At 62.4% G+C, this 25890-nt stretch carries 22 protein-coding genes; 9 read left to right on the forward strand and 13 right to left on the reverse strand.

Annotated features, from left to right (window positions below):
• Window positions 1–42: 42 nt before the first annotated feature.
• Both waaC and HWY05_RS24320 read right to left on the reverse strand, forming a co-directional pair.
• Window positions 43–1044, reverse strand: coding sequence for a lipopolysaccharide heptosyltransferase I (gene waaC, locus HWY05_RS24315; RefSeq protein WP_176059887.1), 1002 nt, complete (start codon window positions 1042–1044; stop codon window positions 43–45).
• Window positions 1045–1265: 221 nt separating this feature from the next.
• Complete coding sequence (locus HWY05_RS24320; protein WP_035552640.1) at window positions 1266–2660, reverse strand: phosphomannomutase/phosphoglucomutase; 1395 nt, start codon at window positions 2658–2660, stop codon at window positions 1266–1268.
• 302 nt (window positions 2661–2962) lie between these two features.
• Between HWY05_RS24320 and HWY05_RS24325 the strand changes: the two genes are divergently transcribed.
• The 4 genes from HWY05_RS24325 to galE are packed head-to-tail and all read left to right on the forward strand — an operon-like array spanning window position 2963 to window position 7272.
• Window positions 2963–4225 (forward strand): oligosaccharide flippase family protein, encoded by a 1263-nt coding sequence (locus HWY05_RS24325; RefSeq protein WP_035552646.1) that lies wholly within the window; start codon window positions 2963–2965, stop codon window positions 4223–4225.
• The gene (locus HWY05_RS24330; protein ID WP_176059888.1) at window positions 4222–5052 is read left to right on the forward strand and encodes a glycosyltransferase; all 831 of its coding nucleotides are present in this window, start codon (window positions 4222–4224) and stop codon (window positions 5050–5052) included. The genes HWY05_RS24325 and HWY05_RS24330 overlap by 4 nt, the downstream gene beginning before the upstream one ends.
• Window positions 5053–5088: 36 nt before the next feature.
• Window positions 5089–6237, forward strand: a complete 1149-nt coding sequence (locus HWY05_RS24335) for a glycosyltransferase family 4 protein (protein WP_176059889.1) — start codon at window positions 5089–5091, stop codon at window positions 6235–6237.
• Window positions 6238–6249: 12 nt separating this feature from the next.
• Window positions 6250–7272 carry a UDP-glucose 4-epimerase GalE gene (gene galE / locus HWY05_RS24340; protein WP_176059890.1) on the forward strand — a complete coding sequence of 341 codons (1023 nt, stop codon included), beginning with the start codon at window positions 6250–6252 and terminating at the stop codon, window positions 7270–7272.
• A 132-nt stretch (window positions 7273–7404) separates the two neighbouring features.
• Here the strand turns inward: galE and HWY05_RS24345 are convergent, their stop codons facing one another.
• Window positions 7405–8964: a methyl-accepting chemotaxis protein gene (locus tag HWY05_RS24345; RefSeq protein WP_176059891.1), complete on the reverse strand. Its 1560-nt coding sequence runs from the start codon at window positions 8962–8964 to the stop codon at window positions 7405–7407.
• A 291-nt stretch (window positions 8965–9255) separates the two neighbouring features.
• Here HWY05_RS24345 and HWY05_RS24350 point away from each other — a divergent pair, with 291 nt between their 5' ends.
• The 3 genes from HWY05_RS24350 to HWY05_RS24360 all read left to right on the forward strand — a co-directional run bounded on the left by HWY05_RS24350 (window position 9256) and on the right by HWY05_RS24360 (window position 12146).
• Window positions 9256–10356 (forward strand): glycosyltransferase, encoded by a 1101-nt coding sequence (locus HWY05_RS24350; RefSeq protein ID WP_176059892.1) that lies wholly within the window; start codon window positions 9256–9258, stop codon window positions 10354–10356.
• 88 nt (window positions 10357–10444) lie between these two features.
• The gene (locus HWY05_RS24355; RefSeq protein ID WP_035552657.1) at window positions 10445–10735 is read left to right on the forward strand and encodes a hypothetical protein; all 291 of its coding nucleotides are present in this window, start codon (window positions 10445–10447) and stop codon (window positions 10733–10735) included.
• Between the two features lie 166 nt (window positions 10736–10901).
• Entirely contained in the window at window positions 10902–12146 is a 1245-nt protein-coding gene (locus HWY05_RS24360) for an O-antigen ligase (protein ID WP_231584962.1), read from the forward strand.
• A gap of 129 nt (window positions 12147–12275) precedes the next feature.
• Here the strand turns inward: HWY05_RS24360 and HWY05_RS24365 are convergent, their stop codons facing one another.
• Window positions 12276–14192 carry a nucleoside-diphosphate sugar epimerase/dehydratase gene (locus HWY05_RS24365; RefSeq protein WP_176059893.1) on the reverse strand — a complete coding sequence of 639 codons (1917 nt, stop codon included), beginning with the start codon at window positions 14190–14192 and terminating at the stop codon, window positions 12276–12278.
• Between the two features lie 75 nt (window positions 14193–14267).
• On the opposite strand from HWY05_RS24365, the gene HWY05_RS24370 reads away from it, so the two are divergent.
• Both HWY05_RS24370 and HWY05_RS24375 read left to right on the forward strand, forming a co-directional pair.
• The gene (locus HWY05_RS24370) at window positions 14268–15164 is read left to right on the forward strand and encodes an NUDIX domain-containing protein (RefSeq protein ID WP_347880810.1); all 897 of its coding nucleotides are present in this window, start codon (window positions 14268–14270) and stop codon (window positions 15162–15164) included.
• Between the two features lie 348 nt (window positions 15165–15512).
• Window positions 15513–16361 carry a Wzz/FepE/Etk N-terminal domain-containing protein gene (locus HWY05_RS24375; protein ID WP_176059894.1) on the forward strand — a complete coding sequence of 283 codons (849 nt, stop codon included), beginning with the start codon at window positions 15513–15515 and terminating at the stop codon, window positions 16359–16361.
• Between the two features lie 89 nt (window positions 16362–16450).
• Here HWY05_RS24375 and HWY05_RS24380 read toward each other — a convergent pair whose 3' ends face one another.
• Genes HWY05_RS24380 through HWY05_RS24420 form a run of 9 tightly spaced genes read right to left on the reverse strand, consistent with a single transcriptional unit; the run spans window position 16451 to window position 25845 of the window.
• Window positions 16451–18394 carry a nucleoside-diphosphate sugar epimerase/dehydratase gene (locus tag HWY05_RS24380; RefSeq protein WP_035552662.1) on the reverse strand — a complete coding sequence of 648 codons (1944 nt, stop codon included), beginning with the start codon at window positions 18392–18394 and terminating at the stop codon, window positions 16451–16453.
• 11 nt (window positions 18395–18405) lie between these two features.
• Window positions 18406–18981: a NeuD/PglB/VioB family sugar acetyltransferase gene (locus HWY05_RS24385; protein WP_035552663.1), complete on the reverse strand. Its 576-nt coding sequence runs from the start codon at window positions 18979–18981 to the stop codon at window positions 18406–18408.
• A gap of 11 nt (window positions 18982–18992) precedes the next feature.
• Window positions 18993–19553: a sugar transferase gene (locus tag HWY05_RS24390; protein WP_035552664.1), complete on the reverse strand. Its 561-nt coding sequence runs from the start codon at window positions 19551–19553 to the stop codon at window positions 18993–18995.
• Complete coding sequence (locus tag HWY05_RS24395; protein ID WP_035552665.1) at window positions 19537–20493, reverse strand: SDR family oxidoreductase; 957 nt, start codon at window positions 20491–20493, stop codon at window positions 19537–19539. Before HWY05_RS24395 ends, HWY05_RS24390 begins: the two co-directional genes overlap by 17 nt.
• The gene (locus HWY05_RS24400) at window positions 20490–21743 is read right to left on the reverse strand and encodes a glycosyltransferase family 4 protein (RefSeq protein ID WP_176059895.1); all 1254 of its coding nucleotides are present in this window, start codon (window positions 21741–21743) and stop codon (window positions 20490–20492) included. The genes HWY05_RS24395 and HWY05_RS24400 overlap by 4 nt, the downstream gene beginning before the upstream one ends.
• 11 nt (window positions 21744–21754) lie before the next feature.
• Window positions 21755–22885, reverse strand: coding sequence for a UDP-N-acetylglucosamine 2-epimerase (non-hydrolyzing) (gene wecB / locus HWY05_RS24405; protein WP_176059896.1), 1131 nt, complete (start codon window positions 22883–22885; stop codon window positions 21755–21757).
• 35 nt (window positions 22886–22920) lie between these two features.
• A complete protein-coding gene (locus tag HWY05_RS24410) occupies window positions 22921–24048 on the reverse strand; it encodes a capsular polysaccharide biosynthesis protein CapF (RefSeq protein ID WP_176059897.1) in 1128 nt (375 codons plus the stop codon).
• A gap of 3 nt (window positions 24049–24051) precedes the next feature.
• Window positions 24052–25101 (reverse strand): polysaccharide biosynthesis protein, encoded by a 1050-nt coding sequence (locus tag HWY05_RS24415; protein WP_035562203.1) that lies wholly within the window; start codon window positions 25099–25101, stop codon window positions 24052–24054.
• A gap of 21 nt (window positions 25102–25122) precedes the next feature.
• The gene (locus HWY05_RS24420) at window positions 25123–25845 is read right to left on the reverse strand and encodes a glycosyltransferase family 2 protein (RefSeq protein ID WP_208459108.1); all 723 of its coding nucleotides are present in this window, start codon (window positions 25843–25845) and stop codon (window positions 25123–25125) included.
• Between the last annotated feature and the right edge of the window lie 45 nt (window positions 25846–25890).

A 25890-nucleotide genomic window follows, 5' to 3' on the forward strand; every position in this document is an offset into this window, starting at 1 on the left:
CTTGAAAACGGATGGAGCTTAAGGCGAAGCGCACTGCACGGGCTACAGCAGGCCGAATCCGGCCAGCGCCGACTTCACCTGTTGCAGCGTAGGCGGCTGCCCGGCCGTGCCGAGATTGACGACGTTCGGCGACCAGTAGCCGCCGGTGCGCCACGCGGTGGCGAAATTGTACAACTCGACCGTTGGGCGCTTCAGCGCCGCCGCGATGTGGACTAGACCTGTGTCAACCCCCACCGTCGCGGCCGCGCCTTCGATCAGGCCAACCACCGCGGGCAACGACAGCTTCGGCGGCACGATGGCCGCCGCGCCGAATTCCTTCGCCAGCCGCTCGCTGGTGGCGCGCTCTTCTTCGCTGCCCCACGGCAGCACGAGCGACGCGCCACGCCGCACCAGCGACTGCCCGAGGTCGATCCACGCGGTATCCGGCCATTGCTTGTCGGCGCGCGAGGTGGCATGCACGAACACCACGTACGGCACCGGCAGGTTCAGATCGGCCTGCGACAACGCCAGCGCGGCGCGCTGGGTGTCGATACCGAAGTCGATCTCGTCGGTAGGTTGCGGCGCCGGGTCGTTCAACGCCGCGGCCACCAGTTGCCGCGTACGTTCGACCACATGGGTGCGCGGCTCGATCGGCACGCGCTTGTCGTAGAAGAACCGCACCGGCCATTCGAAACCCGCGCCGTCGGTGCGGTTCGCGAGGCCGACCAGCGGTCCGCGCGCCATGCTCGCGACCCACGCGGTCTTGATCAGCCCCTGGCAGTCGATCACCAGATCGTAGTTCTCGGCGGCAAGCGCGCGGCGAAACGCGCCGATCTCGCGCCAGTTTTTTGCCGACAGCAAACGCTTGCGCCAACGCCGCAGCGACACGGGAATCGAGCGCCGCACGCCGCTCACGAGCTGCACGAGGCCGACGAAGCTCTCTTCGACGAGCCAGTCGATCTGCGCCTCGGGATGGCGGCGCCGGATATCGGCGATCACCGGCATGTTGTGAACGACGTCGCCCAACGACGACACCCTCACGATCAGTATCTTTTGCACGCTCAAGAGTGGGAAAACCGGCTATCCGGCCCGAAGATGCGTTGAAAGAGCCCCAAAGGGCGGAGAAAACACGGGTGTCCCGGTTGTCTCACGAGGACGGCAATTCTAGCGCGTCGCGTATCAATTCCATGAAAAAACGCGGCGCGGTAAGTCAAACCCGCGCCGCGTTCGACGACGGCGGCGATTCGGGTCGAAACGCGACCCGCACCGCCCCGCCGCTGCAACGTTTAGAACGGCAGCTTCGCGTCCGCCTTTTCCGCGAGAATCACGCGGCGGAAGTCTTCCTGGATGCGCTTAAGCGCCGCGTCGTTGTCGGCTTCGAAACGCATCACCACGACCGGCGTGGTGTTCGACGAACGCGCCAGACCAAAGCCGTCCGGATACTCGACGCGCAGACCGTCGATCGTCACGACGTCGTCCGCGCCGGTGAACTTCGCGTTCTGCTGCATACGCGCGATCAGTTCGAAGTTTTCGCCTTCTTCGAGCTTGAGTTGCAGTTCCGGCGTGGAATGCGAGTTCGGCAACGAATTCAGCAGCGCGCTCGGGTCCGCCACGCGCGTGAGAATTTCGAGCAGGCGCGCGCCCGTGTACAGGCCGTCGTCGAAACCGTACCAGCGGTCTTTGAAGAACACGTGGCCGCTCATTTCACCCGCCAGCGGCGCGCCGGTTTCACGCAGCTTCGCCTTGACGAGCGAGTGGCCGGTCTTCCACATCAGCGGCTCGCCGCCTTTTTCCTTGACCCACTTCGCCAGGTTGCGCGTGCACTTCACGTCGTAAATGATCTGCGCGCCCTTGTTGCGCGACAGCACTTCTTCCGCGAACAGCATCAACTGACGGTCCGGGTAGATGATCTGGCCGTCTTTGGTGACCACGCCGAGGCGGTCGCCGTCGCCGTCGAACGCGAAGCCGATTTCGGCGTCCGTTTCCTTCAGCGCGCGGATCACGTCCTGCAGATTTTCCGGGTGCGCCGGGTCCGGGTGATGGTTCGGGAAGTTGCCGTCGATCTCGGTAAACAGTTCGACCAGTTCGCAGCCGAGCTTCTTGAAGAGCTTCGGCGCAAGACCGCCGGCCACGCCGTTACCGGTGTCGACCACGATCTTCATGGGACGCGTGAGCTTGATGTCGCTGGCAATGCGCTCGAGATAGACATCGGCGATGTCGTATTCGGTGTAGGTGCCGCTGCCCTGCGAGAAGTTGTCGTCGACGATGCGCTGATGCAGCGCCAGGATCTGTTCGCCGTAAATGGCCGCGCCGCGCAAGACCATCTTGAAGCCGTTGTAGTCCGGCGGATTGTGGCTGCCCGTCACGACGATGCACGAATCGACGCGGCGCTCGCCGCCTGCCAGTTGCAACGGCACGCTGGCCGCGAAGTAACCGACCGGCGTGGGCACCATGCCGACGTTGACCACGTCGACGCCCGCTTCACGCAAACCGTCCGACAACGCCTGGATCAGCTCGGGACCCGACAGGCGGCCGTCGCGTGCGACCACCACGGCGTCGCCGCCTTGCGCCCGCACTTCGCTGCCGAATGCGCGGCCGATGGAACGCGCGGCGTCGGCGTCGAGCGTCTTGCCGATTACACCGCGAATGTCATACGCCTTGAAAATAGATTTGGAGATCATGTTGGCTCACTTGCGTGCAATGGAAAATTTTGACTGGCGCACCGACTAACGATCGGTAAAACATAGCGATGAAACATTGCGATGCGCCCTTGCCGGAAGCGATCCGGTTCCAACTTATAATCGCGTTTTTCGGTCCTGCCTTATTACGCCATTCTAATGCTTAGACGCTCTCCATTTGTAAAGTTGCCGCGACGGCCAGCCCGGTGGGGAGATCGGCAGATAACCGGCGCGCGCGTCGCGCCCGCGTTTTCCATCATGCAAGTCACACCGTACGAGCGAGCGAACCGCCACGCGGCCATCGCATGCTGACGCTCAAACGCTTCGCCAATCCGGACGTCACGCGCGCCTTCACGAATATCGTCTGGCTAGGCCTCGAACGGCTCACGCAGATCGGCGTGGCCATCGCGATCAGCGGCATGCTGGCGCGTTACTTCGGGCCGGACACGTTCGGCAAGTGGCAATACGCGAACACGCTGCTGCTGGTGCTGTCACCGATCACCTGGGTGTGCGGCGCGGAAATCCTGGTGCCCACCATCGTCGCGCGGCCGCCCGCACAACTGGGCACCGTGCTCGGCAGCGCCTTCGCGCTGCGCTTTTCCGTGTCGGCGGTGGCGCTGCTGCTTACCTGGCTCGGCATTGCGTTGCACGTCTTCGACCCGCTGGTCGGCGCCATGCTCGCGGGCCTCGCCGTGACCATGCTGTTTCGCGAGCCGTTCGTCGGCGTGATCAACGCGTGGCTGCAAAGCATGACCTACAGCAAGCCGCAGTTGCTCACCAGCATGAGCACCGCCGTGCTCAAGGCCGGGCTCGTCTATCTGCTGGTGCGCGCCGCGGCCACGCCCGCGCGCTTCGGCTGGCTGTGGGCGCTCGAATCGGCGGCGATCGGCGCGGTGCTGCTGATCTATTTCATCCGGCGGCATGGCGGCACGCTCGGCTGGCGCATCGACCGTTCGCTGTTCCGGCATTTCGCCAGCGCAGGGACCGTGTTCTGGGTCGGCCTGATCTGTATGTACCTGTTCCTGAAACTGGACCGGCTCATGCTCGAACGCGCCATTTCGTTCGCCGATCTCGGACGCTACTCCGCCGCCCAGCAACTGAACGAAAACTGGATCACGCTCGCGCTGATGCTCGCGCAGACCATCGCGCCCGCCTTCGTCTACCGGGTGCAGGACGCCGCGCAACTGCGCCGCAACATGTGGCGGCTCACCGCCATGACCGCCGCGCTGATGGTGAGCGGCGCGCTCGTGCTGGATCTGCTGGCGGGGTTGATCATTCGCCGCGTGTTCGGGCCGGACTTCGAAGGCGCCATCGAGATTTTCCGCTGGGCGGTGTGGCTGTCGGTGCCCGCCGGCATCGAAGCGATCGGCAATCTGATCGTGCTCAAGTATCAGGCGCGCTTCGTCCTGCTCGCCAAGTGGTTGCTGGCGCTGGCCGTCGCATTCGCGGTGAATCTGCTGGCGATTCCGCGGCTGGGCGCCTACGGTGCGCTGGTCGGCCTCGCGGCCGGCTATCTGGCCGCCGCGTCGGTTAATCTTTATTACATCCGTTTCAAATTGCGCCCATGACGAACTCATCCGCCGCCGCGCAGATTCCCCTCGACGACGTCGCGGTGCTGATGCCCGCGTACAACGGTCAGGCCGACGTCGATCTGACGCTCGCCTCGTTCAGCGAAACCGCGCCGATCCACGTGCTGATCGTCGACGACGGCAGCACGCCGCCTATCGTCGCGCCCGTCATCGCCAACATGAAGATCGAGGTGCTGCGCATGCCGCAGAACGGCGGCATCGAACGTGCGCTGCAAACCGGCATCGACACGCTCGCGCAGCGCGGCTTTCGCTACGCGGCCCGCATCGACGCGGGCGACCGCAGCGTGCCGCAGCGGCTCGCGAAACAACGCGTGTTCATGGAACTGCATCCGCGTGTGGCCGGCCTCGGCATGTGGACGCAAGTCGTCACGCGGGCCGGCAAACCGCTCTTCATGCTGACGCCGCCGCCTGAGCCCAAAGCGATCCGGCGCATGCGCTTCTTCCGCTCATGTCTCGCGCATCCGTCGATGATGCTGCGTATCGACGCCGTGCGCGAAGTCGGCAACTACCGCGCCGAATACCGCTCCGCCGAAGACCTCGATCTGTTCGTGCGCCTGATGCAGCGCTACGACTGCGCGAACCTGCCGGAGCTCGGGCTCTACTACGAGCTGAACGAAGGCGGCATCAGCGCGACCAAACGGCGCCGCCAGGTAAGCTCGACGCTGCGATTGCAATGGCGCTACTTCAACCCGGTCAATCCGTACGACTGGCTTGGCCTCGTCAAGAATCTGCTGCATCTGGTAACACCGTACCGCGCGCTGCAACGGATCAAACGCCTGCTGCTCGCGCCGCGCGCGAGCCATTGATTCACCTCTCCCCATTCACCGCCGAGCCCGTTCCGCATGAAGCCAGCCTTGAAGTCGACGCCCGCGTTGCGCATTACACTCGTCTGTAATACCGCCTGGGCAATCTATACCTATCGGCAAGGGCTGATCCGTATGCTGGTGGGACGCGGCGTCGACGTGACAGTGCTCGCGCCGCGCGACCGCACCTTCGAACTGCTCACCGCGATGGGCTGCCGCTGTATCGAACTGCCGATGGCGTCGAAGGGCACCAGTCCGCGCGACGATCTGCGCACGCTGTGGTCGCTCTACCGGCAATACCGCACGATCCGCCCGCATGTGGTGTTCCATTACACGATCAAGCCGAACATCTACGGTTCGATTGCGGCGAAGCTGGCGGGCGTGCAATCGGTTGCGGTCACAACCGGACTCGGTTACGTCTTCATTCAGGCAAGCCGCGCCGCTCAGGTCGCCAAAAAACTGTATCGTTTCGCGTTCCGTTTCCCGCGCGAAATCTGGTTTCTGAATCGCGACGACCACGCCACCTTTGTCGAGCAGAATTTGCTGGTGCATCCTGAACGCGCGCGGCTGTTGCATGGCGAGGGCGTCGATCTCGAACAGTTCGCGTTCGCGCCGTTGCCCGAGCGCGCGGACTTCCGTTTCGTGCTGATCGGGCGGCTGCTGTGGGACAAAGGCGTCGGCGAATATGTCGACGCCGCGCGGCGTTTGCGTGAACGTTATCCGCAAGCGCGGTTCCAATTGCTCGGTCCGGTCGGCGTCGACAATCCAAGCGCGATTACGCGCGAAGAAGTGGCGGCATGGGAGCGGGAAGGCATCATCGAGTATCTTGGTGAGGCGCACGACGTGCGGCCTTTTATCGCCGATGCGGATTGCATTGTTTTGCCGTCGTATCGCGAAGGCGTGCCGCGCACGCTGATGGAAGCATCGGCGATGGGCCGGCCGATCGTCACGACCGACGTGCCGGGCTGCCGCGAGGTCGTGAAAGACGGCGTCAACGGCCTGCTCTGCGAAGTGCGCAATGCAGACAGCCTGGCAGCGAGCCTGGCAACGATGCTCGACATGGGCAACACCGAACGCCGGGCCATGGCGGAACGCGGCCGACAGAAAGTCGCGGAAGAATTCGACGAACGCGTGGTCGTCGAAACGTATAAAGACCTGGTGCAGATAATGACGGGCGTTTTACTTTAACGGAGCAACAGCATGACCACGAAGGGCACGATTCTGGTAACCGGCGGTGCAGGCTTTATCGGCTCGCACACCTGCGTCGAACTGCTGAACGGCGGTTTCGACGTCGTGGTAATCGACAATCTCGTGAACAGCAACCGCGAGTCGCTGCGGCGCGTGGAGAAGATCACCGGCCGCGCCGTGACCTTCTACGAAGCCGACGCCTGCGACACAGCAGCGCTCAACCGCATTTTCGACGCGCATTCGATCAGCGGCGCGATCCACTTCGCCGCATTGAAAGCGGTGGGCGAATCGGTCGCCAAGCCGATCGAGTACTACGGCAACAACGTCGGCAGTTTGCTTAGCCTGCTTGGCGTGATGCGCGATCGCAACGTGAAGCAGTTCGTGTTCAGCTCGTCGGCCACGGTGTATGGCGTGCCGAAGAGCTCGCCGATCGACGAGTCGTTCCCGCTGTCGGCCACCAACCCGTATGGCCAGTCCAAGCTGATCGCCGAGCAGATTCTGCGCGATCTGGAAATCGCGGACCCGTCATGGCGAATCGCCACGCTGCGCTACTTCAATCCGGTCGGCGCGCATGAGAGCGGCTTGATCGGTGAAGATCCGGCCGGCGTGCCCAACAATCTGATGCCGTATGTCGCGCAGGTGGCGGTCGGCAAACTGGAGAAGCTGCGCGTGTTCGGCGGCGACTACGACACGCCCGACGGCACCGGCGTGCGCGATTACATCCACGTGGTGGATCTGGCCCGCGGGCATCTGGCCGCGCTCGACGCGCTGGTTCAGCGCGACGCGAGCTTCGTGGTGAACCTCGGCACGGGCCAGGGCTACAGCGTGCTGGATGTCGTGCGTTCGTTCGAAAAGGCGTCCGGCAAACCGGTGCCCTACGAGATCGCGGCGCGCCGTCCGGGCGACGTCGCTTCGTGTTTCGCCGATCCGGCCGCCGCTGAGCGGATCATCGGCTGGCGTGCGCAGTTCGGCATCGAGCGGATGTGCGCGGATCACTGGCGCTGGCAGTCGACCAATCCGCAAGGTTTTGCGTGAGTCTGTTCGAGGTTTGAGTCGGTTTGAAAAACGGCGACGGCGCGATCTTCAGCTTGCTGATCGCGCCGTCGCCGTTTGCGGGATCGCTCCCGAGCTTGCGATGGCCGCCTGAGCGGCGACCTGAGTGGCCAACTACGCGACCATCCCCTCAAGCCGGAACACCGAGACCGCGTCACGCAACGCCACCGCGTGCTCCTCCAGCGATTTCGCCGCGGCCGCCGCTTCCTCGACCAGCGCCGCATTGTGCTGCGTGACCTCGTCGATCTGCGACACCGCCTTGTTGACCTGTTCGATGCCGTCGCTCTGTTCGAGCGCCGACGCTTCGATCTCGCTCATCACGCCGGTCACGCGCTGCACCGCGCTCATTGCTTCGTGGATCGTCTTCTGCGCGTCGGACACGAGCGACGCGCCCTGCTCCACCTTGGCCGCCGATTCGCCGATCAACTCCTTGATCTCCTTCGCCGCCGCGCCGGAGCGCTGCGCGAGGCTGCGCACTTCCGAGGCCACCACCGCGAAGCCGCGCCCCTGCTCGCCGGCCCGCGCCGCTTCCACCGCCGCATTCAACGCCAGGATGTTGGTCTGAAACGCGATCCCTTCAATCATGCCGATGATCTCGGCCACCTTGCGCGACGACGCGCTGATCCCATCCATTGTTTCGGTCACGCGCGACACCACCGTGCCGCCCCGCGTGACCGTGTCCAGCGCGCCATGCGCGAGCCGGTTCGCCTGCTTCGCGTTGTCGGCGTTCTGCTTCACCGTGGCCGACAGTTGCTCCATGCTGGCCGCGGTCTGCTGAAGCGCCGCCGCCTGCTGCTCGGTACGTGCCGACAGATCCGCGTTGCCCGCCGCGATTTCGTTGGCGCCCTGCGTAATGGCTGTAGTGCTGCCGCGCACCTTGCCCACCGTTTCCACCAGACCGTCACGCATCTTCGTCAGCGCGCCCAGCAACTGGCCCATCTCGTTGCGCGATTTGACCTTGATGGCCACGCTCAGATCGCCAGCGGCGATCCGCTCGAAGTGTTTGACGGTCGCATTGACCGGCTTGATGAGCGCCGCCGACAACGCGACCCGCGCCACCACGCTGATCACGATCGCGATCACGCCGATCACGCCGAACAGCAGCGTGGCGAGCTGAAAACGCTGCGCGGCGGTGGCCGCCTGCTGATGCTGACTCTCGGTCTGCGCATGCTCGAGCGCGTCGATCGCCTTCGAATAGACGGCGTAGAAACCGTTCGCGGTTTCGCCCTGAATGTTGCGGAAGGTATTGAAGTCGAAGTCGTTGAGCGCCTTGAACTCCGGCTCGATCGCCTTTTCGACCAGCGCGCTGCGCGCCTGCTCGACGCTCTGCGCGAGGCGCTGTTCTTCGGCGCTGGCGAACGGACCGGCCATGTAATTGCGGAAGTCGTTGTTCGATTCGACCAGCACCTTGTGCGCGGCCGGCAGCAGGTCGTCGGTCTGCTTGCCGACGCTGAACAGCGTCTGATACGAACCCACCGCCAGTTGCACCTGCAACAGCTTCTCGGAACTGGCCTTCAGATGCGATAACGCGACGGCGCTACGCTGGGTGTCGTCGAGACTGCCGTTGGCGAGCTTGAGCGCGCCATAGCCGACGGCGATCACCGTCAGCAGGAAGGCGACGAACACGCTGATCAACAGCGTCAGGCCGCCACGAATTGTGATGTTGTTTAGCATTGGATCTCCGGAGCGTCTTGTCGAGCGGCGGCGAAGCAGGCCGGCCTGCGTTGTGCCGTGTTATGCCGTGTTTTTCGTGCTGGATTCGTGCTTGACTTACACTTCGCCGCATCCAGGTTAACGACCGCGCCGAGGCCTCGTTAAATAGGTGGAATCCATGACTGGCAAGGCTTTGCCGGCCGTTTTCGCGTCACTATCTGGGATTTGACGCTGCTTGCGCGCCCAGCGCGCTTTTCCGGAGCCGTCGCGTTTCGTTTGTATAATTCGGCGTCTTCGCTCAGGCCCACTTTCATGCTTAGTTTTGCGCTCGGCTTTCTCGTTTCACTGCTGATCACGCTGTTGATCGTGCGCTATGCGCATCTGCATGAAAAATTCTCCACCGACACCGATCTGGCCGGCGTGCAGAAATTCCACGTGCATCCGGTGCCGCGCATCGGCGGCGTGGGGATTCTGCTCGGTCTGATCGCGTCCGCGGTGCAGTTGCATCACGCGTATCCGGCCGTGTCGGGCGGCATTCTCGGGCTGATCGCGTGCGGCATGCCCGCGTTCGGCTCGGGCATGATCGAGGATCTGACCAAGCGCGTATCGCCGCTGGCGCGCCTCGTCTGCACGATGGCCGCCGCCGCGCTCGCCTACTTTCTGCTGGATATCGCCGTCACGCGTATCAGCGTGCCGCCGCTCGACTTCCTGCTGTCGTACGCGGTGATCTCCTGCGCGGTCACGGTGCTCGCGGTCGCGGCGCTCGCCAACGCGATCAATATCATCGACGGCTTCAACGGGCTGGCCTCGATGGTCGCGTTCATGATGTTCGCGTCGCTCGCCTATGTGGCGTTCCAGGTGTCCGATCCGGTTGTGCTATCCGCGTCGTTCATGATGATGGGCGCGGTGCTCGGCTTCTTCATCTGGAATTTCCCGGCGGGGCTGATCTTTCTCGGCGATGGCGGCGCGTACTTTATCGGCTTCATGCTGGCCGAACTCTCGATCATGCTGGTGATGCGCAATCGCGACGTCTCCGCGTGGTATCCGGTGCTGCTGTTCATGTACCCGATCTTCGAGACCTGCTTCTCGATCTACCGCAAGAAATTCATTCGCGGAATGTCGCCTGGCATTCCCGACGGCGTGCATCTGCACATGCTGGTTTATAAGCGCTTGATGCGCTGGGCGGTGGGTGCGCGCACTGCGCGCGAATTGACGCGGCGCAACTCGCTGACTTCGCCGTATCTGTGGCTGCTGTGTCTGATCGCCGTCGTGCCCGCCACGCTGTTCTGGCGGCATACGCTGCATCTGTTCTGCTTTGTGGTGGTGTTCGCGGCGACTTACGTTTGGCTTTACGTGAGTATCGTGCGGTTCAAGTCGCCACGGTGGATGGTGGTGAGGAAAGCCAAGCGCTAATCGGTAAGCATAAAGTCAGCACTTTGTTTGCATGGCGCGACGACCGCGAATATCATCGGACCAATTTAATAAATAGAAAGGGTCCGTTATGAAGTCGAAAGTCCATTTCTTCGCGCTCGGCTTGCTCGCGGCAAGCCTGCCGGCGTTGGCCAATACGGCAGCGGACAACGTCGTCTGGAGCGCACGGCCGGTCGCCGCGGTGAGCGCGCAGCCCGAGTGCACGGCCTACACGGGCCGGCAGATTACGAATCCCAACGACTCGACGGATCCGCTGACCAGGACCTTGAAAGTGGTCGGCACGATAGCGGCCGCAGGAGCCGTGAGCGCCGCGACGAAAGCGGGTGGTCAGCCGGGGCCGAATCCCTGCAGCGGGCTCTGAGGTGGTCCTAAGGAACGGTGTAGCCAGATAGGAAGAAGGTACAATCATGGGCCAGTAGATACGGCCCAACACGGCGCACTTCGACGTCGTGACGGCCGTCTAAAGTTAAAAAGATATGTCGACGCCCGTTACGCCTTCTTCCCTGAGCGTCAGCCCCCGAAGCCTGTTGCCAGCGTTTTTTCTGCTTACGTATCCCGCGCTCACCCTGCTCATGCATGGCGGCGGGAGCGCCATATCGATTGCAGCCTCGGTTATCTCGCTTGCGCTGCTGCTGAGCCCTAAACGCTGGACCGGCCTCGCGCCGCTCCACTGGGACCCTGTGGATGCACGCCTGTGCGTCGCGATGGCCTGCCCGCTCGCGGCGGTGCTGATCAGTGAGATTGCGCACGCGAAGGTGGTGCCCAATACGCTCGATTCGCCGGCGCGCTTCCTCGCCGCGATGCCGCTCTTTCTGGTCTTGCGACAATTGCTGCCGCGTACGCTCGCGTGGAGCGATCTGTCGTTCGCGTTAGGCGCGCTGATATCGCTCGCGATTCTGCTCATCGCGCCGCAAAACACGAACATCGGCCGGGTTAGCAGCAGTTTTCTGAATCCGATTCACTATGGCGATATCGCATTGGTACTCGGCGCGTTGTCGATTCTTTCGCTGAACTGGTGGCGTAAGGACGGCCTCGCGGTGCGGGTTCTCAAGATTGCCGGGCTGATTGCCGGACTCACTGCGTCGGTGCTGACCGGCTCGCGCGGCGGTTGGGTCGCCTTGCCGGTGGTGGCCGTGCTGATTGTGTATGTGCGTGGCCGCGGCAAGTCGCGTCGCTGGAAAGTACTGTTGCCGCTCGCGATCGTCGCGATCCTGGCTGGCGTGTTTGTTTTTTCGTCTTCCGCGCGAGACCGGGTCATCGACCTGTCAACGGATCTGACCAGCTACGAGCATGGACAGCGCGACACGTCGCTCGGCATCCGTCTGCAGTTGTATGAGACGGCGCTCAAGATCGTCGAGAGCCATCCGCTTCTCGGATTGGGCGCGCATGGCTTTCGCGACAGCATGCAGTCGTTTGCCAACGCAGGCATGCTCACTCCGTTAGCCGCGCAAAACGGCAAGGGCGAGACGCATAACCAGTTCTTCGCTTATCTGACGGATTACGGCATTCTCGGCGGCCTTGCGCTGCTGTCGATCTACATCGTGCCGGGCGTACTCTTCTGGAAGCGGCTTAGTGCGCCGGCAGGCCCCGCTAATCGCGCCGCGCTGATGGGGCTGACGTTCGTGGTGTCGTTCTGGATTTTCGGTCTGACGGTCGAAACGTTCGACCTGAAAATGACCGTCGCCTTCTATGCGACGATGATCGCAATGCTCGCAGCGCTGGCTACCTATGCCGACAAGGCCGGCAACGCCGCAAGCGTTCCGCCTCGATAACGCTGGTCTTCGCAGACGGATAGCCGGACACGCGCCCGGCCTGCTGCGCAATTCCTTTTCCGACCTGAACTCCCGCCGAACAGAAATCAGCCGCGACGCATGTGACCGCGGCAGATTCCTTTTGCGGGATCACACACCGCCGCTTTGCGGGCGCGGCGTCGGGCCCGAAACGACGGACGGACGCACCGTCGGTAAGCTCTGCAGCACCGGCGCCATGGTGGTTTGATACTCAGGCACCCAGCGGCGCAAATCGCGGCGCACTTCCTCGTCGGATAGGACGCGGCGCTGCATCAGCCACGGCAGCAGCTCGTCGAGCAGATGGTCCGGTACTTCGCGCGCGCGTGCGATGCGCAGCTTCGGATGCGGCGTACGCGTGGTGGTCTCGTCGTCCGCAAGCAGTTCCTCGTAAAGCTTTTCGCCCGGCCGCAAACCGGTGAACACGATGCGAATCTGCTCTTCGGTGAAACCGTGCAGACGAATCAGATCGCGGGCGAGATCAGTGATTCGCACAGGCTCGCCCATGTCCAGAATGAATATCTCGCCGCCACGCCCCATGCTGGATGCCTGCAGCACGAGTTGCGACGCTTCCGGAATCGTCATGAAAAAGCGTGTGATTTCCGGGTGCGTCACCGTGATGGGACCGCCTTTGCCGATCTGCTCTTCGAACTTCGGAATCACGCTGCCCGCGCTGCCCAACACGTTGCCGAAACGAACGGTCTCGAACTGCGTGTTCTCGCTCGTTTGCTGCAACGCCTGACAGGCCATTTCCGCGAGCCGCTTACTCGCGCCCATCACGTTGGTGGGATTGACGGCTTTGTCGGTGGAGACCAGCACGAAATGCTTTACGTTGTGGCGTATCGCCGCGCGGGCCACCCGATAGGTGCCGAGCACGTTGTTGCGCACCGCCTGCCATGCGTTCAGCTCTTCCATGAGCGGCACATGCTTGTAGGCAGCAGCATGGAATACGATGTGCGGCGTGTAGCGCGACACGACCTGGTCGAGCAGCAGCGAATCCTTCGCATCACCAACGATAGGAATCACGGACAAATCCGGAAAGCGGTCGCGCAGTTCTTCAGTGAGCCGGTACATCGCGAACTCGGACAGATCGTAGGCGACCAGTTGCGCGGGCGCGAAACGCAATATCTGCCGGCAGAGCTCCGAGCCGATCGAACCGCCCGCGCCGGTCACCATCACCACGCGGCCATGCAGCAGTGCCTCGACGTGCGGTGTGTCGATCGTCACGGCGGCGCGGCCGAGCAGATCTTCGAGATCGATCTGCCGAACGCGCGACAGGAACGCCTGACCTTGCGTGAGCGTGGTGAGCGCGGGCAGCACCATGGCGCGCACGCCGGCATTCAGACACAGCGCCGCCACGCGCCGCTGGTTTTCGACGGAGGCCGAAGGGATCGCGATGATCGCGTGCGCCGCGTCGAATTTTTCCGCCCAACGCGACAGATCGCTGATCGCACCGAGCACCTTATAGCCGTAGATTTCGCGGCCTTGCTTGGCCGTATCGTCGTCGAGCAGACCGACCAGCCGCCACTCACTGGAGCGCGACAATTCGCGCGCCAGACTCGCGCCCGCGCTGCCCGCGCCAAGCACGATAACCGGCTTGCCCTGAGCGACGAGGCCGCCATAAAGATAGAACTCTTTGGCGGCGCGATAGAGCGCACGCGGACCGCCCATCGCGAGGAACAGAAGCAACGGCGATGCGATCAGCACCGAGCGCGGAACGATCGGCACCGGCTGCACCACCACCGACACGACCATCACGGTGAGCGCGCCCCACCCCACTGCCTTCGAGATGCGTATCAGGTCCGGCAGGCTGGCGAACACCCAGATCCCGCGATACAGGCCGAATAGCCTGAACATCAGGCCATAAACAGGAATCACCCACACCAGTGCTCTCAGCGCACCACCCCAGAACTCGGTCGGGACGGGACCGTTGAATCGAATCATGTACGCGCCGAGCCATGCTCCCATGACTGCGCATAAATCGAAGATGAAGGCAATGAACGATATCCATGAGGATTTATGTCGAAACATCGGGGCCACACCTCCTATTGCTGTTGCTCAGAAACAATGCCGATGAAGGCCGCCAGATGTGCAGTGAACTTGCGCATGGAAGACAGCGCACGCATGAGGCACATCTATAAAACCGGACGGTCCAGCCTCCGCAAGGCATTGATTATGCCGTGGCGTTCTACGGGAAGCCAATGTTATGGCCGCCGCCAAAGTGCGCAGCAGCAATTTTCACACCGCTCACGGCCGATCGCTTTTCCGCTCCGGAGCGAATTACATAGTACGCTTGTTGCCCATGCGCAAAAGCTGAATCTCGCCTGCCGGCAATGGGCCCGCGCGCCGCCGCACTGCGCGCGCCACTGTATATGCCACCCTCTGATACGGAGCGCAACCGTGCCTCGCAATCCGCGAATTCGCATCACCCATGTCGAGCACCTGTCCAACAACTGGAACAGGCTCGACAAGTTCAGTCTCGACTACGTTCGCACCAACGGCGAGACCCAGGCGCTGACGCGCGAGATCTACCACGTCGACGACGGGGCCACCGTGCTGCTCTACGATGCCACGCGTCGCACGGTGATCCTCGTGCGGCAGTTCCGCTTGCCCGCCTATCTGCGCGGCGGCTCGGGCGATCTGCTGGAAACGCCTGCCGGCTTTCTCGACGGCGCCGATCCCGAGGCCCGCATGAAGCAGGAAGTGGAAGAAGAGACCGGTTACCGGATCGGGTCGATGAAAAAAGTCTTCAACGCGTTGATGGTGCCCGGCTGTGTCACGCACGCAGTGCACTTTTTCGTCGCGCCGTATGCACCGGATGACAAGATCGCGAGCGGCGGCGGCGTAGTCGAGGAAGGAGAAGACATCGAAGTGGTCGAACTGACCGTCGACGACGCTTTGAAGAGGGTAGCGCGTGGCGAAATTACCGACGGCAAGACCATCATTCTCCTGCAGTACGCAGCACTGCAATTGTTTGGAAAGGATGCCGACATATCGGCGTAGCTGTGCGAATCGATGTGATTCGCCGCGAGCAATTTCTGCAGGGCAGCCATGGCATGCCGTCCGGTCGAATGGTGTTGCAGGAACGCCCGGTTGACGGCATATTGGGCAGACATTTCGTGACCTTCGACGAGGCGCGTACGGCACGAGCGTGCGTTCAGCGCTGCGCGAAGTTTGCACCGCGGATCTCAGCAAAACGCGGCGCGGTGCGTGCCGGTCAAGCAACGCGGAATGTTACCAGGCAAGATGAATTGTTACCAAAGAAAAGGGCCGGTACGCAATCGCAGTTAATAACCGCGATACAATTATTTGCACTATGCCATTAACAACGGCTCCTAACGATTCCACAATATGCATCAAACACCTGCCGTAGCGCGCCGCGCGTCCTCCGACCTGGTACGCCAGGTTTCCAGATCGTTCAAGCTGATCATTGTGCTCGGCATACTCGGCGCCTTGGCTGGCGCTGTGCTCTCGCACTTCATGCAACCCAAGTGGATTGCAAGAATGACGATCCAGATCGGGCAAATTTCGTCGCCGCAGGGTGGCGGCGTGGTCAGCCGTCCGATCGAAAATCAATTGACCGCCGCCGATCGCTACAACCTGCCCGCGCTGCGCCTGCATGTGCTCGGCGATCTCGGTTTGCCCGTGCCCGACAGCGGCTCCCGGCAATCCAAAGTGATTTTCGACACGCTCGTGGCCACACCCGCACGAAGCCCTGATCTGATCATGCTGCAAGTCTCGGCGTATTCGCGAAACGATGCCACCGCAGCATTGCTGGCGTCTTTCAAGACGTTCTCGGCGCCTCATCAAAAGATGTTCGATCCCGCGATCGATGACCTGAAAAGCCAGCTTGCCACCTCGACCGCCAAGCTTGCCCAGGCCGAGCAGGAATACAGGCAGACTTATCAGTCGCTTCAGTCGACCACGGCGCAGGGCAATGCGAGCGCCAGTGACCCGCGCAATGTGCTGGTGACCAATATGGCCACTACGCTCAATCAGCAGGTCCTCGATTTAAGGCAACAGACCATTGCGCTCCAGCAGGCCGTCAGCCCGCTGCTAACCTACCCGACGCGCATTGTCGAGGCGCCCTATACGCCGCTTCGCTCAAGCACACCGAGCATGCTGCTTCTGATCGCTATCGGTATCGTGCTTGGATTACTGGTTGGCGTCGCGTGGGCAGTGAGCCCGAAATTGCGTTGAGTCAGTCGGGATTGCGTTGAAGTATCCGGCCCCATCGGGCCGGTTTTTTTTGCCCGCTTGTTTTTTGTTGGCGTACCGTCGTGCGGCAATTAAACCGGCGCGTCGGCCGCTTGTGACACGTAACCTTGCACCTGTTGCTGAAGAATCTCGCTGATACACGACCGGTCATTCTGTTCCGCCGCGACACGCATCCGGGTCAGCACAACGGCGAGTTCGGACCAGCCCACGAAGTCCTCGCGCGCCTTCATGATGCGCTCATGTGCGGTGGGCTCGGGGTTGTCGCCGATCAGCAGTTCCTCGTAAAGCTTCTCGCCCGGGCGCAAGCCGGTGACATTAATTTCGATGTCGCCGCCCGGGTTGCGTTCGTCCCGAATCGACAGACCGGACAACTGGATCATGCGCTTAGCCAGATCCATGATCTTGACCGACTCGCCCATGTCGAGCACAAAGACCTCGCCGCCGTGCGCCATCGCGCCGGCCTGCAACACCAGTTGAGCCGCCTCGGGAATCGTCATGAAATAGCGGGTGACGTCCTGATGCGTGACTGTCAGCGGCCCGCCTTCCAGCAGTTGCCGGCGGAATAGCGGCACGACGCTGCCGCTACTGCCGAGCACGTTACCGAAGCGGACCATCGCGAACAGCGTGCGGTTTTCCACCAGTTCGCCAGGTTCACCGTCGAGTAACTCGAACGACACGCTTCGGCTCGCAGACAGCGCCTGCAATACCAGCTCGGCCATGCGCTTGGTCGCACCCATGATGTTGGTCGGACGCACCGCCTTGTCTGTCGAGACAAGCACAAAATACTCGACGCCGCATTCCATCGCGGCGCGTGCCATGTTCAATGTGCCGAACACGTTATTCAGGATACCTTCCGACGGATTGCACTCGACGAGCGGCACATGTTTGTAGGCGGCGGCATGATAAACCGTGGCCGGCCGATGCTCACGGCAGATCTCGCGCAGGCGTCTCAGGTTGGACACGCTCGCCAGCAAGGGGACGATCTCGACCTGCAACGCGTGTTCGGCGCACAGCCGCAGCAGTTCGCTGTGGATCGTGTAGAGCCCGAACTCGTTATGTTCGACCAGCACCAGACGGCGCGGATTCTCCTGAATGATCTGGCGGCAAAGCTCACCGCCGATGCTCCCGCCCGCGCCCGTCACCAGCACCGTCTTGCCCAACAGGTTACGCGCCAGCAGCGCGGCGTCCGGTGGCACCGGCGCGCGGCCGAGCAGATCCTCGACGTCCAGTTCCTGGAAGTCGCCGACCGTCACGCGGCCCGACGCGAGGTCGGCCATGCCTGGCAGCGTACGCACGTGAACGGGCACCTCGCGCAACTTGTCGATGATCGCATTACGGCGCGCCCGGCCCAGCGACGGCACGGCCAGCAGAATGTCGGTCACGCCCATGCGCTCGACCGCCTCGGGCACATCGCTCAAGCCCATGATGTCGACCCCGTTGATGCTGCGGCCAACCTTTGCGGCATCTTCGTCGATAAACCCGAGCAGCACGAACTGCCGCGCGATACCCAGCGCGGACGCCGTTTGCACGCCGGCCGCGCCAGCGCCGTAAATCAGCAGGCGGCCTTCTTCATGGCGGCCCCTGAAAGGCGAACCTGCCAGCCAGAAGCGCGCCATCGCTCTGCTTGCGCCAACCAGCAGCAGGAACAGCATCGGCTGGATGATCCCCAGCGTGCGCGGCACACCGTCGAGCTTCAGCACCACCAGCACACAGAAGAACAGCACGCCGTAGAGTCCCACGGCTTTGGCCGTACTCGCCAGCGCGGCCATCCCCGTATAGCGGAAGATCGCGCGATACAGACCCAGTCGCACGAACAGCGGAAAAGCTAGCAGCGGCGCGAGCAGGTACACGTAGCCCTGCTGCAGTTGCGGCAAGCCGACCTGATTGATGCGCAGGTAGAACGAGATCCACACCGAGACAAGCGCAAGCACCAGGTCCAACACCACGACGACCGTGACCTTGAACGAGCGCGGCAACGCTAGCAACGGCGTGCGGGCGGTTTTGATAAATGACATTATTAAACTGCTCAACTCGCTTGAAGGGCCGTGCCCGGGGCCAGCACGGCACCGTCTTGCACCTTGACGCCATAACCCAGGGCCGAGCCGGCTTGCATCCACGCCGCCCGCCCCAGAATCGATCCGCCGGCCATGGCGGCATGCACGCCCAGGTGACCGAAGTCCTCGACCTTGCAGTGGTGATCGACCGCAGCGCCGCAATTGACGATAACGCCACGGCCCAACTGCGCCTCCGTGCCGATGATCGCGCCGGCCATTATTGCGCTGCCGGGTCCGATCACGGCCCGAAGCGACACTACCGCCGCGGGGTGGGCAATTACCGGCAGCTCGAACCCCAGCTCAGCCAGCCGGTCCAGCAATTTTTCACGCAGGCTGTTGTTGCCTATCGCGACGATCGCGGCATCCGCATGCGCGCGGTAGTTCTCCAGCGTGGCCGTCTTGCCGAACACCGGCCAATCCCAGACGCGCGCCAGATCCGGCGCCGCGTCGTCGGCAAATCCCGCCAGCCGGAAGACGCCGCCGAGTAGCACGGCCTCCGCCAGGGAGCGGCCGTGGCCGCCCGCGCCGACAATCAATAGATTCTTCATTTCCGCGATCCTCAGTGCGTAATTCCGTCTCGTCGAATCACCTTCGCGAAGGTCATCCACAAGATGCGGATATCGAACCACAAGGAACGACGCTCCATGTATTCCTTATCCAGCCGCACCTTCTGCGGAATCGGCAACTCATCGCGTCCGTTCACCTGCGCCCAGCCGGTCAATCCCGGCGCGAGCGTGTGAATGCCTTCGCGAGTGCGCAGTTCGATCAGGTCCGCCTGATTGAAGAGCGCGGGCCGCGGGCCCACCAGACTCATATCGCCTTTCAGAATGCTCCAGATCTGCGGCAATTCATCCAGGCTACTTTTGCGCAGGAAGCTGCCGATCGGCGTCAGATACGCATTCGCGTCCGCCAGCAGATGCGTGGCGACCGCGGGCGTGCCCACTCGCATGCTTCTGAATTTTGGCATCCTGAAGATGTCGTTATTCCGCCCAACGCGGTCCGACCAGTACAGGACCGGCCCCGCCGACGTCAGCCGCACCGCCAATGCCACGATCGCAATCGGAATCAGCAGCAACACGCTGGCGCAAATCGCCACCACCAGATCAAATAGACGCTTCACTTCGATAGTCCCCCGCGGCTTGCCTCAATCCCTCGTCGACCGACAAGGGAGGATGCCAGGCCAGCAATTCTTTTGTTTTCGAAATATCCACCTGCAGCGATCCGCACAGTCGCTGTGCGATGGCCGGCTTGCCCACCGCCGACGCGCCCAACCGAAGCAACGCCGCCGGCAATGGAATCAGCCTGGCCGGCCGCCCCATGGCACGCCCCATTCGCCGCAGCAACTCGGTCGTCGACAGATCTTCGCCGTCGGACACGAGGAACGTTTGATTCGCCGCTGCCGGATGGCTGATACACGCGACAATCAACGCGACGAGGTTATCCAGCGCGACCAGGCTACGCGCATTGTGAATCGCGCCTAGCGGCAACGGGATGCCGCGCTTCAGCCAGCGCATCATGGCCTGAAAATTGGCCTTCACCCCCGGGCCGTACACCAATGGCGGCCGAATGATCGCGACCTCCATGCCGGTGCGACGCGCGATCTCGCGCAAGCCCTGCTCCGCTTCCATCTTGGAGATGCCGTATGCGTCGAGTGGCGCGGGTGTGTCGCCCGCCGAGAACGGTCGTCCAGGCACCGTTGCCTCGCCGTTCACCTTGATCGAACTGATGAAAACGAAGCGGATCACGCCAGCGGCTGCTGCCTGTTCAGCAAGGTTTAACGTGCCGGCGACGTTAATCCGTCGAAATTCAGCGAGCGGGTCCGCAGCGGCATCGTCCATGACGTGAACCCGCGCGGCGGCGTGAACGACAGCGGAAACGCCCGCCAGCGCATCGCGCCAGTTCAGTTCGGCCGACAGATCGGCGATCTGGACGCTTTGTGCGCCTTCGGGCACGACAGCATCCGGACGACGGACGCACGCGCGCACCGCAACGCCTTTGCGGGCCAGTTCGGCCACCACGGCCCGGCCGACGAATCCGGTTGCGCCAGTGACGAGAATCATTTTGCCCTCCCCGATTCGACTGGCCGGCTTGTACCGTAAGACATCGTCTTGAGCCAGCTTTCCAGCCGGCCGATCAGCGTATCCCGATCGAATTCGCGCAGGCTCAGCGCCTTGGCGTTATGTCCCATCAACGCACGCTCTTCTTCGGTCATGCGCGAGAGCGCCAACACGCAGTCGGCCAATGCCGCCTGGTCGCCCGCCGCGCAGGTTATGCCCGCGCCGCCCTGACTGACCACCTCGGCGCCTTCGCCATTGAGCATGGCCATAATCGGAACGCCGGCGACCAGATACGATTGCAGCTTGCCCGGTATCGTCATCGCGAAGATCGGCTCGTCTTTCAGACTCACCAGAAGCGCCTGCGCGTGCCTGAAAAACGCCGGCATTCGCTCGACCGGATGCCGGCCCAGCATCAACACGTTGTGCTGCAGCCCGCGGCGCTCGATCTCTTCGGTCACCCAGCTCGCCATCCGCCCGTCGCCGACGATCAGCCAGCGAATATGCCGATACTCCTTCAAGCGCTCCGCCGCACCCAGAATGGCGGGAAAGTCCTGCGCGTCGCCAATGTTCCCGGCGAACATCACATTGAAACTGTCCGGCGCATGCGGCACCTCTTCGGCCGGCGCGACGGCCACCGAATCGAACAGCGATTCGGCCCAGCTCGGAAAATACTCGACGCGGCTATCCGCGCCCGCATACTTGCGGATCTGCGGAATGAAGCTGTTTGACTGGGCAAGAATCAGGTCACAACGTTTGTAGATGAAGCTGACCAGTTTCCCCACCGCGCGCAGTATCGCGGGCGAGCGGACCACGCCGATGGCCTGCAGCGTTTCGGGCCACAGATCCAGCACCCAGAACGCCATCGGCGCGCGCTTCACCGTGCGCAGCGCGGCTGCCGGCAAGCCGACGGTAATCGGTGAAGGCTCGTAGGCAAACACCGCATCGAAGTGCCGGCCGCGCAGCTTCCAGATGCCGAGCAACGACGCACTCGCGGCGAACGAGAAATAATTCAGCATCAGACGCAGCCCGCCGTTCCCTCTGGGCAGCATCGGCACTCGAATCACCTCCGCGCCCTCGTAGCGCGAGAAGGCTTCCGGGTTGTCCTTGAATTGTGGAAACACCGCCCCTTCGGGATAGTTCGGGAGCCCCGTCAGCACCGTCACGTCATGACCCCGCCGCACCAACTCGGCGACCAGATCATTGATTCGGAAATTCTCGGGCCAGAAGTACTGGGTCACCACAAGCAGCCGCATGCCTTGTCCTCTCAATACTTCTTCCACACCACGCGGTTCACATAATCCGTGTAGCTATGGATGATGCGCAGCACTTTGTCCGACACGTTCGGCATGCTGTAATCGGCGACCTGGCGCAGCAGGCGCTCGCCGCCTCGCGCTTGCGTCGCGAGAATATCGAGGCCCTGCAGCACACGCTCGACTTCCAGGCCGACCATCATCACCGCCGCCTCTTCCATGCCTTCCGGGCGCTCGTGCGCCTCGCGCAGATTCAGCGCGGGGAAGTTCATGATCGACGACTCTTCGTTGATCGTGCCGCTGTCGGACAAGACGGCGCGCGCGGAGAGTTGCAGCTTGTTGTAGTCGGTGAAGCCGAGCGGCTTGAGCAAGCGCACATTGGCGTGGAATTGCGCACCCATTGCATCGACCCGCTTTTGCGTACGCGGATGCGTGGAAACGATTACCGGCAGGCCGTAGCCTTCCGCGACGGCGTTCAGCACCTGCACCAGCTTGCCGAAGTTGGCGTCCGAGTCGATGTTTTCCTCGCGATGCGCGCTGACCACGAAGAACTGTCCGTCGTCGAGCGCAAGGCGCGTCAGCACGTCGGAACTGTCGATGCGCGGCTTGTAGTAATCCAGCACCTCGGCCATCGGGCTGCCGGTCTTGATCACCATGTCGGGCGGCAAACCTTCGCGCAACAGGTACTCACGCGCGATCGAGCTGTACGTCAGGTTGATGTCCGCGGTGTGGTCGACAATGCGCCGATTGATTTCCTCGGGCACGCGCATGTCGAAGCAGCGGTTGCCGGCCTCCATGTGGAAGATCGGAATCTTGCGACGCTTGGCCGGAATCACCGACAGGCAGCTATTCGTGTCGCCGAGCACCAGCAGCGCCTCGGGTTTCTCCGTGGCCAGCACTTCGTCCATCGCGATGATGATCTTGCCGATGGTTTCCGCCGCGCCGCCACCCGCCGCGTTGAGGAAATGATCCGGCTTGCGAATGCCCAGATCGTCGAAGAAGATCTGGTTCAGTTCGTAGTCGTAGTTCTGGCCCGTGTGCACCAGAACATGATCGCAATGCTCGTCGAGGCGCGCCAGCACCCGCGAAAGGCGAATAATCTCGGGCCGGGTACCGACCACGGTCATGACTTTGAGTTTTTTCATCGACGTCGGAAAGAAAGACTGCAATGGCAAGGCGCTTAGAGCGGACAAGCGAACGTGTCGGGACGCGCCCGATCGAAAACTTCGTTCGCCCACAGCATGACGATCATCTCGTCCTGCCCGATGTTGGTGATGTCGTGCGTCCAGCCGGGCACCGTTTCAACGATCTCGGGCTTCTCGCCAGCGGTCACCAGCTCGTGAGTCTCGCCGGTCTGCATATGGCGGAACTTGAAGCGCGCCTGGCCTTTGATGACCAGAAACTTTTCGGTCTTCGTATGGTGATAGTGGCCGCCCCGCGTAATGCCCGCGTGCGCCGTGAAGAATGAAAACTGACCGGAATCGGCGGTCTTCAGCATCTCGACGAACACGCCGCGCGGATCGCCGTAGTGCGGCACCGTGTAAGTGAACGCCTCCACCGGCAGGTAGCTCACATAGGTCGCATAGAGCGCCCGCGTAAGACCGGTGCCGACCCGGTCGATCATCAGCGTGTCGCGGCTCGCGCGGAACCCCTCGATCTGGCGCGCCAGCTCGCCGACCGTTGTCGCGTACTGCGGCGTCACGACTGAAAAACCGCTCGCGTCCACCACCGGATCCGCGCCGTCCATCAGTTGCACGAAACGCTCGATCACGTCGTCCACGTACACCAGCGTGACCTGCGCGTTGACGTCGTTGACCTGGATCGGCAGCCCGCGCGCGATGTTGTGGCAGAACGTGGCCACCGCCGAGTTGTAGTTCGGCAGGCACCACTTGCCGAACACATTCGGCAAACGGAAGAGATGCGCGGCAATCCCATGGCTGCCCGCAACCGCCTGCAACGCCGCCTCGGCGCCGCGTTTGCTTTGCCCGTACGGATTGTCGCGGTCGGCCTGCGTCGACGACGTGTAGACAACCGGCACCTTGCGGTCCGACCGGTCGGCCTCGCCGGCCAGCGCGCGGCTCAACGCTTCGGTCAGATCGCGGTTGCCCGTGACGAACTCCTGCGGGTCTTGCGGACGATTCACACCCGCCAGGTGAAAGACGAAGTCCACCTCCTGCAACAGCGCGGGCAGACGCGCAACGTCGTCTTCACGCGTGAAGCACGTCACGTGGACGTCCTTGCGCTCCGCAAGATGCAGGCGCAGGTTCTTGCCGACGAATCCGTTGGCTCCGGTGATCAGCACCCTCATGACTTACTCCTCCGCGACCGCGTGCTCGCCGCGCGCGATGCGCTGCATGAAGTCCAGCTTCAGTAACAGCGCCTTCATGCCTTCGACGTCGAGACGATGCGTGTTGTGCGAGTTGTAGTCCTCGCCATGCGAATGCTGCGTGATGCGTTGCTCGCCTTCTTCGACGAACTTCGCGTAGTTCAGGTCGCGGCCGTCCGGCGGCACACGGAAGTAATCGCCCATGTCTTCGGCGCAGGCCATTTCCTCGCGGCTGAGCAGCGCCTCGTACAGCTTCTCGCCGTGACGCGTACCGATCACGTGGACCGGGTGCTCCGGCTTGCCCATCAATGCCAGAATCGCCGTGGTCAGGACTTCGACGGTGGCGGCCGGCGCCTTCTGCACGAAGATGTCGCCATTGTTGCCATGCTCAAAGCCGTACAGCACGAGGTCGACCGCGTCGGCCAGCGTCATCATGAAGCGCGTCATGCTCGGGTCGGTGACGGTGATCGGCTTGCCCGCCAGCACCTGCGCGACGAACAGCGGGATCACGGAACCGCGCGACGCCATCACGTTGCCGTAGCGCGTACCGCAGATCATCGTGTCGGTGCCTTCGAGGTTACGGCTGGCGGCGACCATCACCTTTTCCATCATCGCCTTGCTAATCCCCATCGCGTTGATGGGGTACACGGCCTTGTCGGTGCTCAGGCAGACGATACGCTTCACGCCCTGCTCGATGCCGGCTTCCAGAACGTTCTCCGTGCCCAGCACGTTGGTTCGGACGGCCTCCATCGGGTAAAACTCGCACGACGGCACCTGCTTCAACGCCGCGGCGTGGAACACGTAATCCACGCCCCGCATGGCGGACGCCACGCTGCGCTTGTCGCGCACGTCGCCGATATAAAACTTCAGCTTGGAATTCGCGTAACGCTTGCGCATGTCGTCCTGCTTTTTCTCGTCCCGGCTGAAAACGCGGATTTCCGCGATGTCCGAGTCTAGAAAGCGACGAAGAATGGCATTGCCGAACGACCCGGTTCCACCGGTCACGAGCAGGGTCTTCCCGCTAAAGAAATTCATCGAAGTCATTATCAGGTGGTCCTATGCCAGTTTAAGTTTCAGGGAAATAAGCCTCAACGCGAGCGCCCACAGAAAACGGGCCCTGGACCTGAGCACCACGTGCAACGCGCGCCGTTTTTCCACGGTGACATTTTTGCCGTGAATTCGGTGCAGCAGCGTGGGCGTACGCAGATTGAGAACCGAACTGATCGAACTTGCAACCAATGCAAACCAAATGTCATGAGACTCGATGCCCTTCGGAATCGGCAGGCACGATTGCAGCAATTCACGCCTCAGCAAAAAGGTACAGCCAAAATAGGGCGCGCGACCCATAAAAATCGAGCTGATCTGCGCCAGCCGGGTGGCCTTCGTCGCGCCTAGCAGCCGGTATTCGCCCATTTTTTGCCCTTGCGCGTCGATCAGGTCGAAGTTGCTGGCCACGAGGCTCACCGACGGGTCTTCGTTCAGTTTCGCCAGCATGCTCTGAACACGCCCCGGCAACCAGACATCATCCTGGTCGGACAGAAAGATGTAGTCACCCCTGGCGAGCGTCATGGCCTTTTCGAAATTCCGCACATGCCCAAGGTTGATTTCATTCCGGTGGATGCGGATCCGCGGATCGTTATAAGCAGCCAGTATCGAAATCGTTTCGTCACTCGACCGATCGTCGCAGATTACGATTTCATCAGCATCACCAATTTGACTGACAATAGAGTCCAATTGCTCGACAATATAATTGGCACCATTATATGTGGCGATACACACGCTAATCATATTTCCACCCATTTACATCAATTTCATAGCGACTCA

This window comes from Paraburkholderia sp. BCC1876 (assembly GCF_902833695.1).
GTDB lineage: Bacteria > Pseudomonadota > Gammaproteobacteria > Burkholderiales > Burkholderiaceae > Paraburkholderia.

What these genes read in the sequence shown, in the direction of transcription:
- HWY05_RS24385 (WP_035552663.1), bottom strand. Translation starts at nt 18,981, where the DNA reads ATGAAGAATCTATTGATTGTCGGCGCGGGCGGCCACGGCCGCTCCCTG.
- HWY05_RS24370 (WP_347880810.1), top strand. Translation starts at nt 14,268, where the DNA reads ATGGAAGACAGCGCACGCATGAGGCACATCTATAAAACCGGACGGTCC.
- HWY05_RS24415 (WP_035562203.1), bottom strand. Translation starts at nt 25,101, where the DNA reads ATGAATTTCTTTAGCGGGAAGACCCTGCTCGTGACCGGTGGAACCGGG.
- HWY05_RS24345 (WP_176059891.1), bottom strand. Translation starts at nt 8,964, where the DNA reads ATGCTAAACAACATCACAATTCGTGGCGGCCTGACGCTGTTGATCAGC.
- HWY05_RS24380 (WP_035552662.1), bottom strand. Translation starts at nt 18,394, where the DNA reads ATGTCATTTATCAAAACCGCCCGCACGCCGTTGCTAGCGTTGCCGCGC.
- HWY05_RS24375 (WP_176059894.1), top strand. Translation starts at nt 15,513, where the DNA reads ATGCATCAAACACCTGCCGTAGCGCGCCGCGCGTCCTCCGACCTGGTA.
- galE (WP_176059890.1), top strand. Translation starts at nt 6,250, where the DNA reads ATGACCACGAAGGGCACGATTCTGGTAACCGGCGGTGCAGGCTTTATC.
- HWY05_RS24395 (WP_035552665.1), bottom strand. Translation starts at nt 20,493, where the DNA reads ATGATTCTCGTCACTGGCGCAACCGGATTCGTCGGCCGGGCCGTGGTG.
- HWY05_RS24320 (WP_035552640.1), bottom strand. Translation starts at nt 2,660, where the DNA reads ATGATCTCCAAATCTATTTTCAAGGCGTATGACATTCGCGGTGTAATC.
- wecB (WP_176059896.1), bottom strand. Translation starts at nt 22,885, where the DNA reads ATGAAAAAACTCAAAGTCATGACCGTGGTCGGTACCCGGCCCGAGATT.
- HWY05_RS24330 (WP_176059888.1), top strand. Translation starts at nt 4,222, where the DNA reads ATGACGAACTCATCCGCCGCCGCGCAGATTCCCCTCGACGACGTCGCG.
- HWY05_RS24400 (WP_176059895.1), bottom strand. Translation starts at nt 21,743, where the DNA reads ATGCGGCTGCTTGTGGTGACCCAGTACTTCTGGCCCGAGAATTTCCGA.
- HWY05_RS24410 (WP_176059897.1), bottom strand. Translation starts at nt 24,048, where the DNA reads ATGAGGGTGCTGATCACCGGAGCCAACGGATTCGTCGGCAAGAACCTG.
- HWY05_RS24325 (WP_035552646.1), top strand. Translation starts at nt 2,963, where the DNA reads ATGCTGACGCTCAAACGCTTCGCCAATCCGGACGTCACGCGCGCCTTC.
- HWY05_RS24350 (WP_176059892.1), top strand. Translation starts at nt 9,256, where the DNA reads ATGCTTAGTTTTGCGCTCGGCTTTCTCGTTTCACTGCTGATCACGCTG.
- HWY05_RS24365 (WP_176059893.1), bottom strand. Translation starts at nt 14,192, where the DNA reads ATGTTTCGACATAAATCCTCATGGATATCGTTCATTGCCTTCATCTTC.
- HWY05_RS24335 (WP_176059889.1), top strand. Translation starts at nt 5,089, where the DNA reads ATGAAGCCAGCCTTGAAGTCGACGCCCGCGTTGCGCATTACACTCGTC.
- HWY05_RS24355 (WP_035552657.1), top strand. Translation starts at nt 10,445, where the DNA reads ATGAAGTCGAAAGTCCATTTCTTCGCGCTCGGCTTGCTCGCGGCAAGC.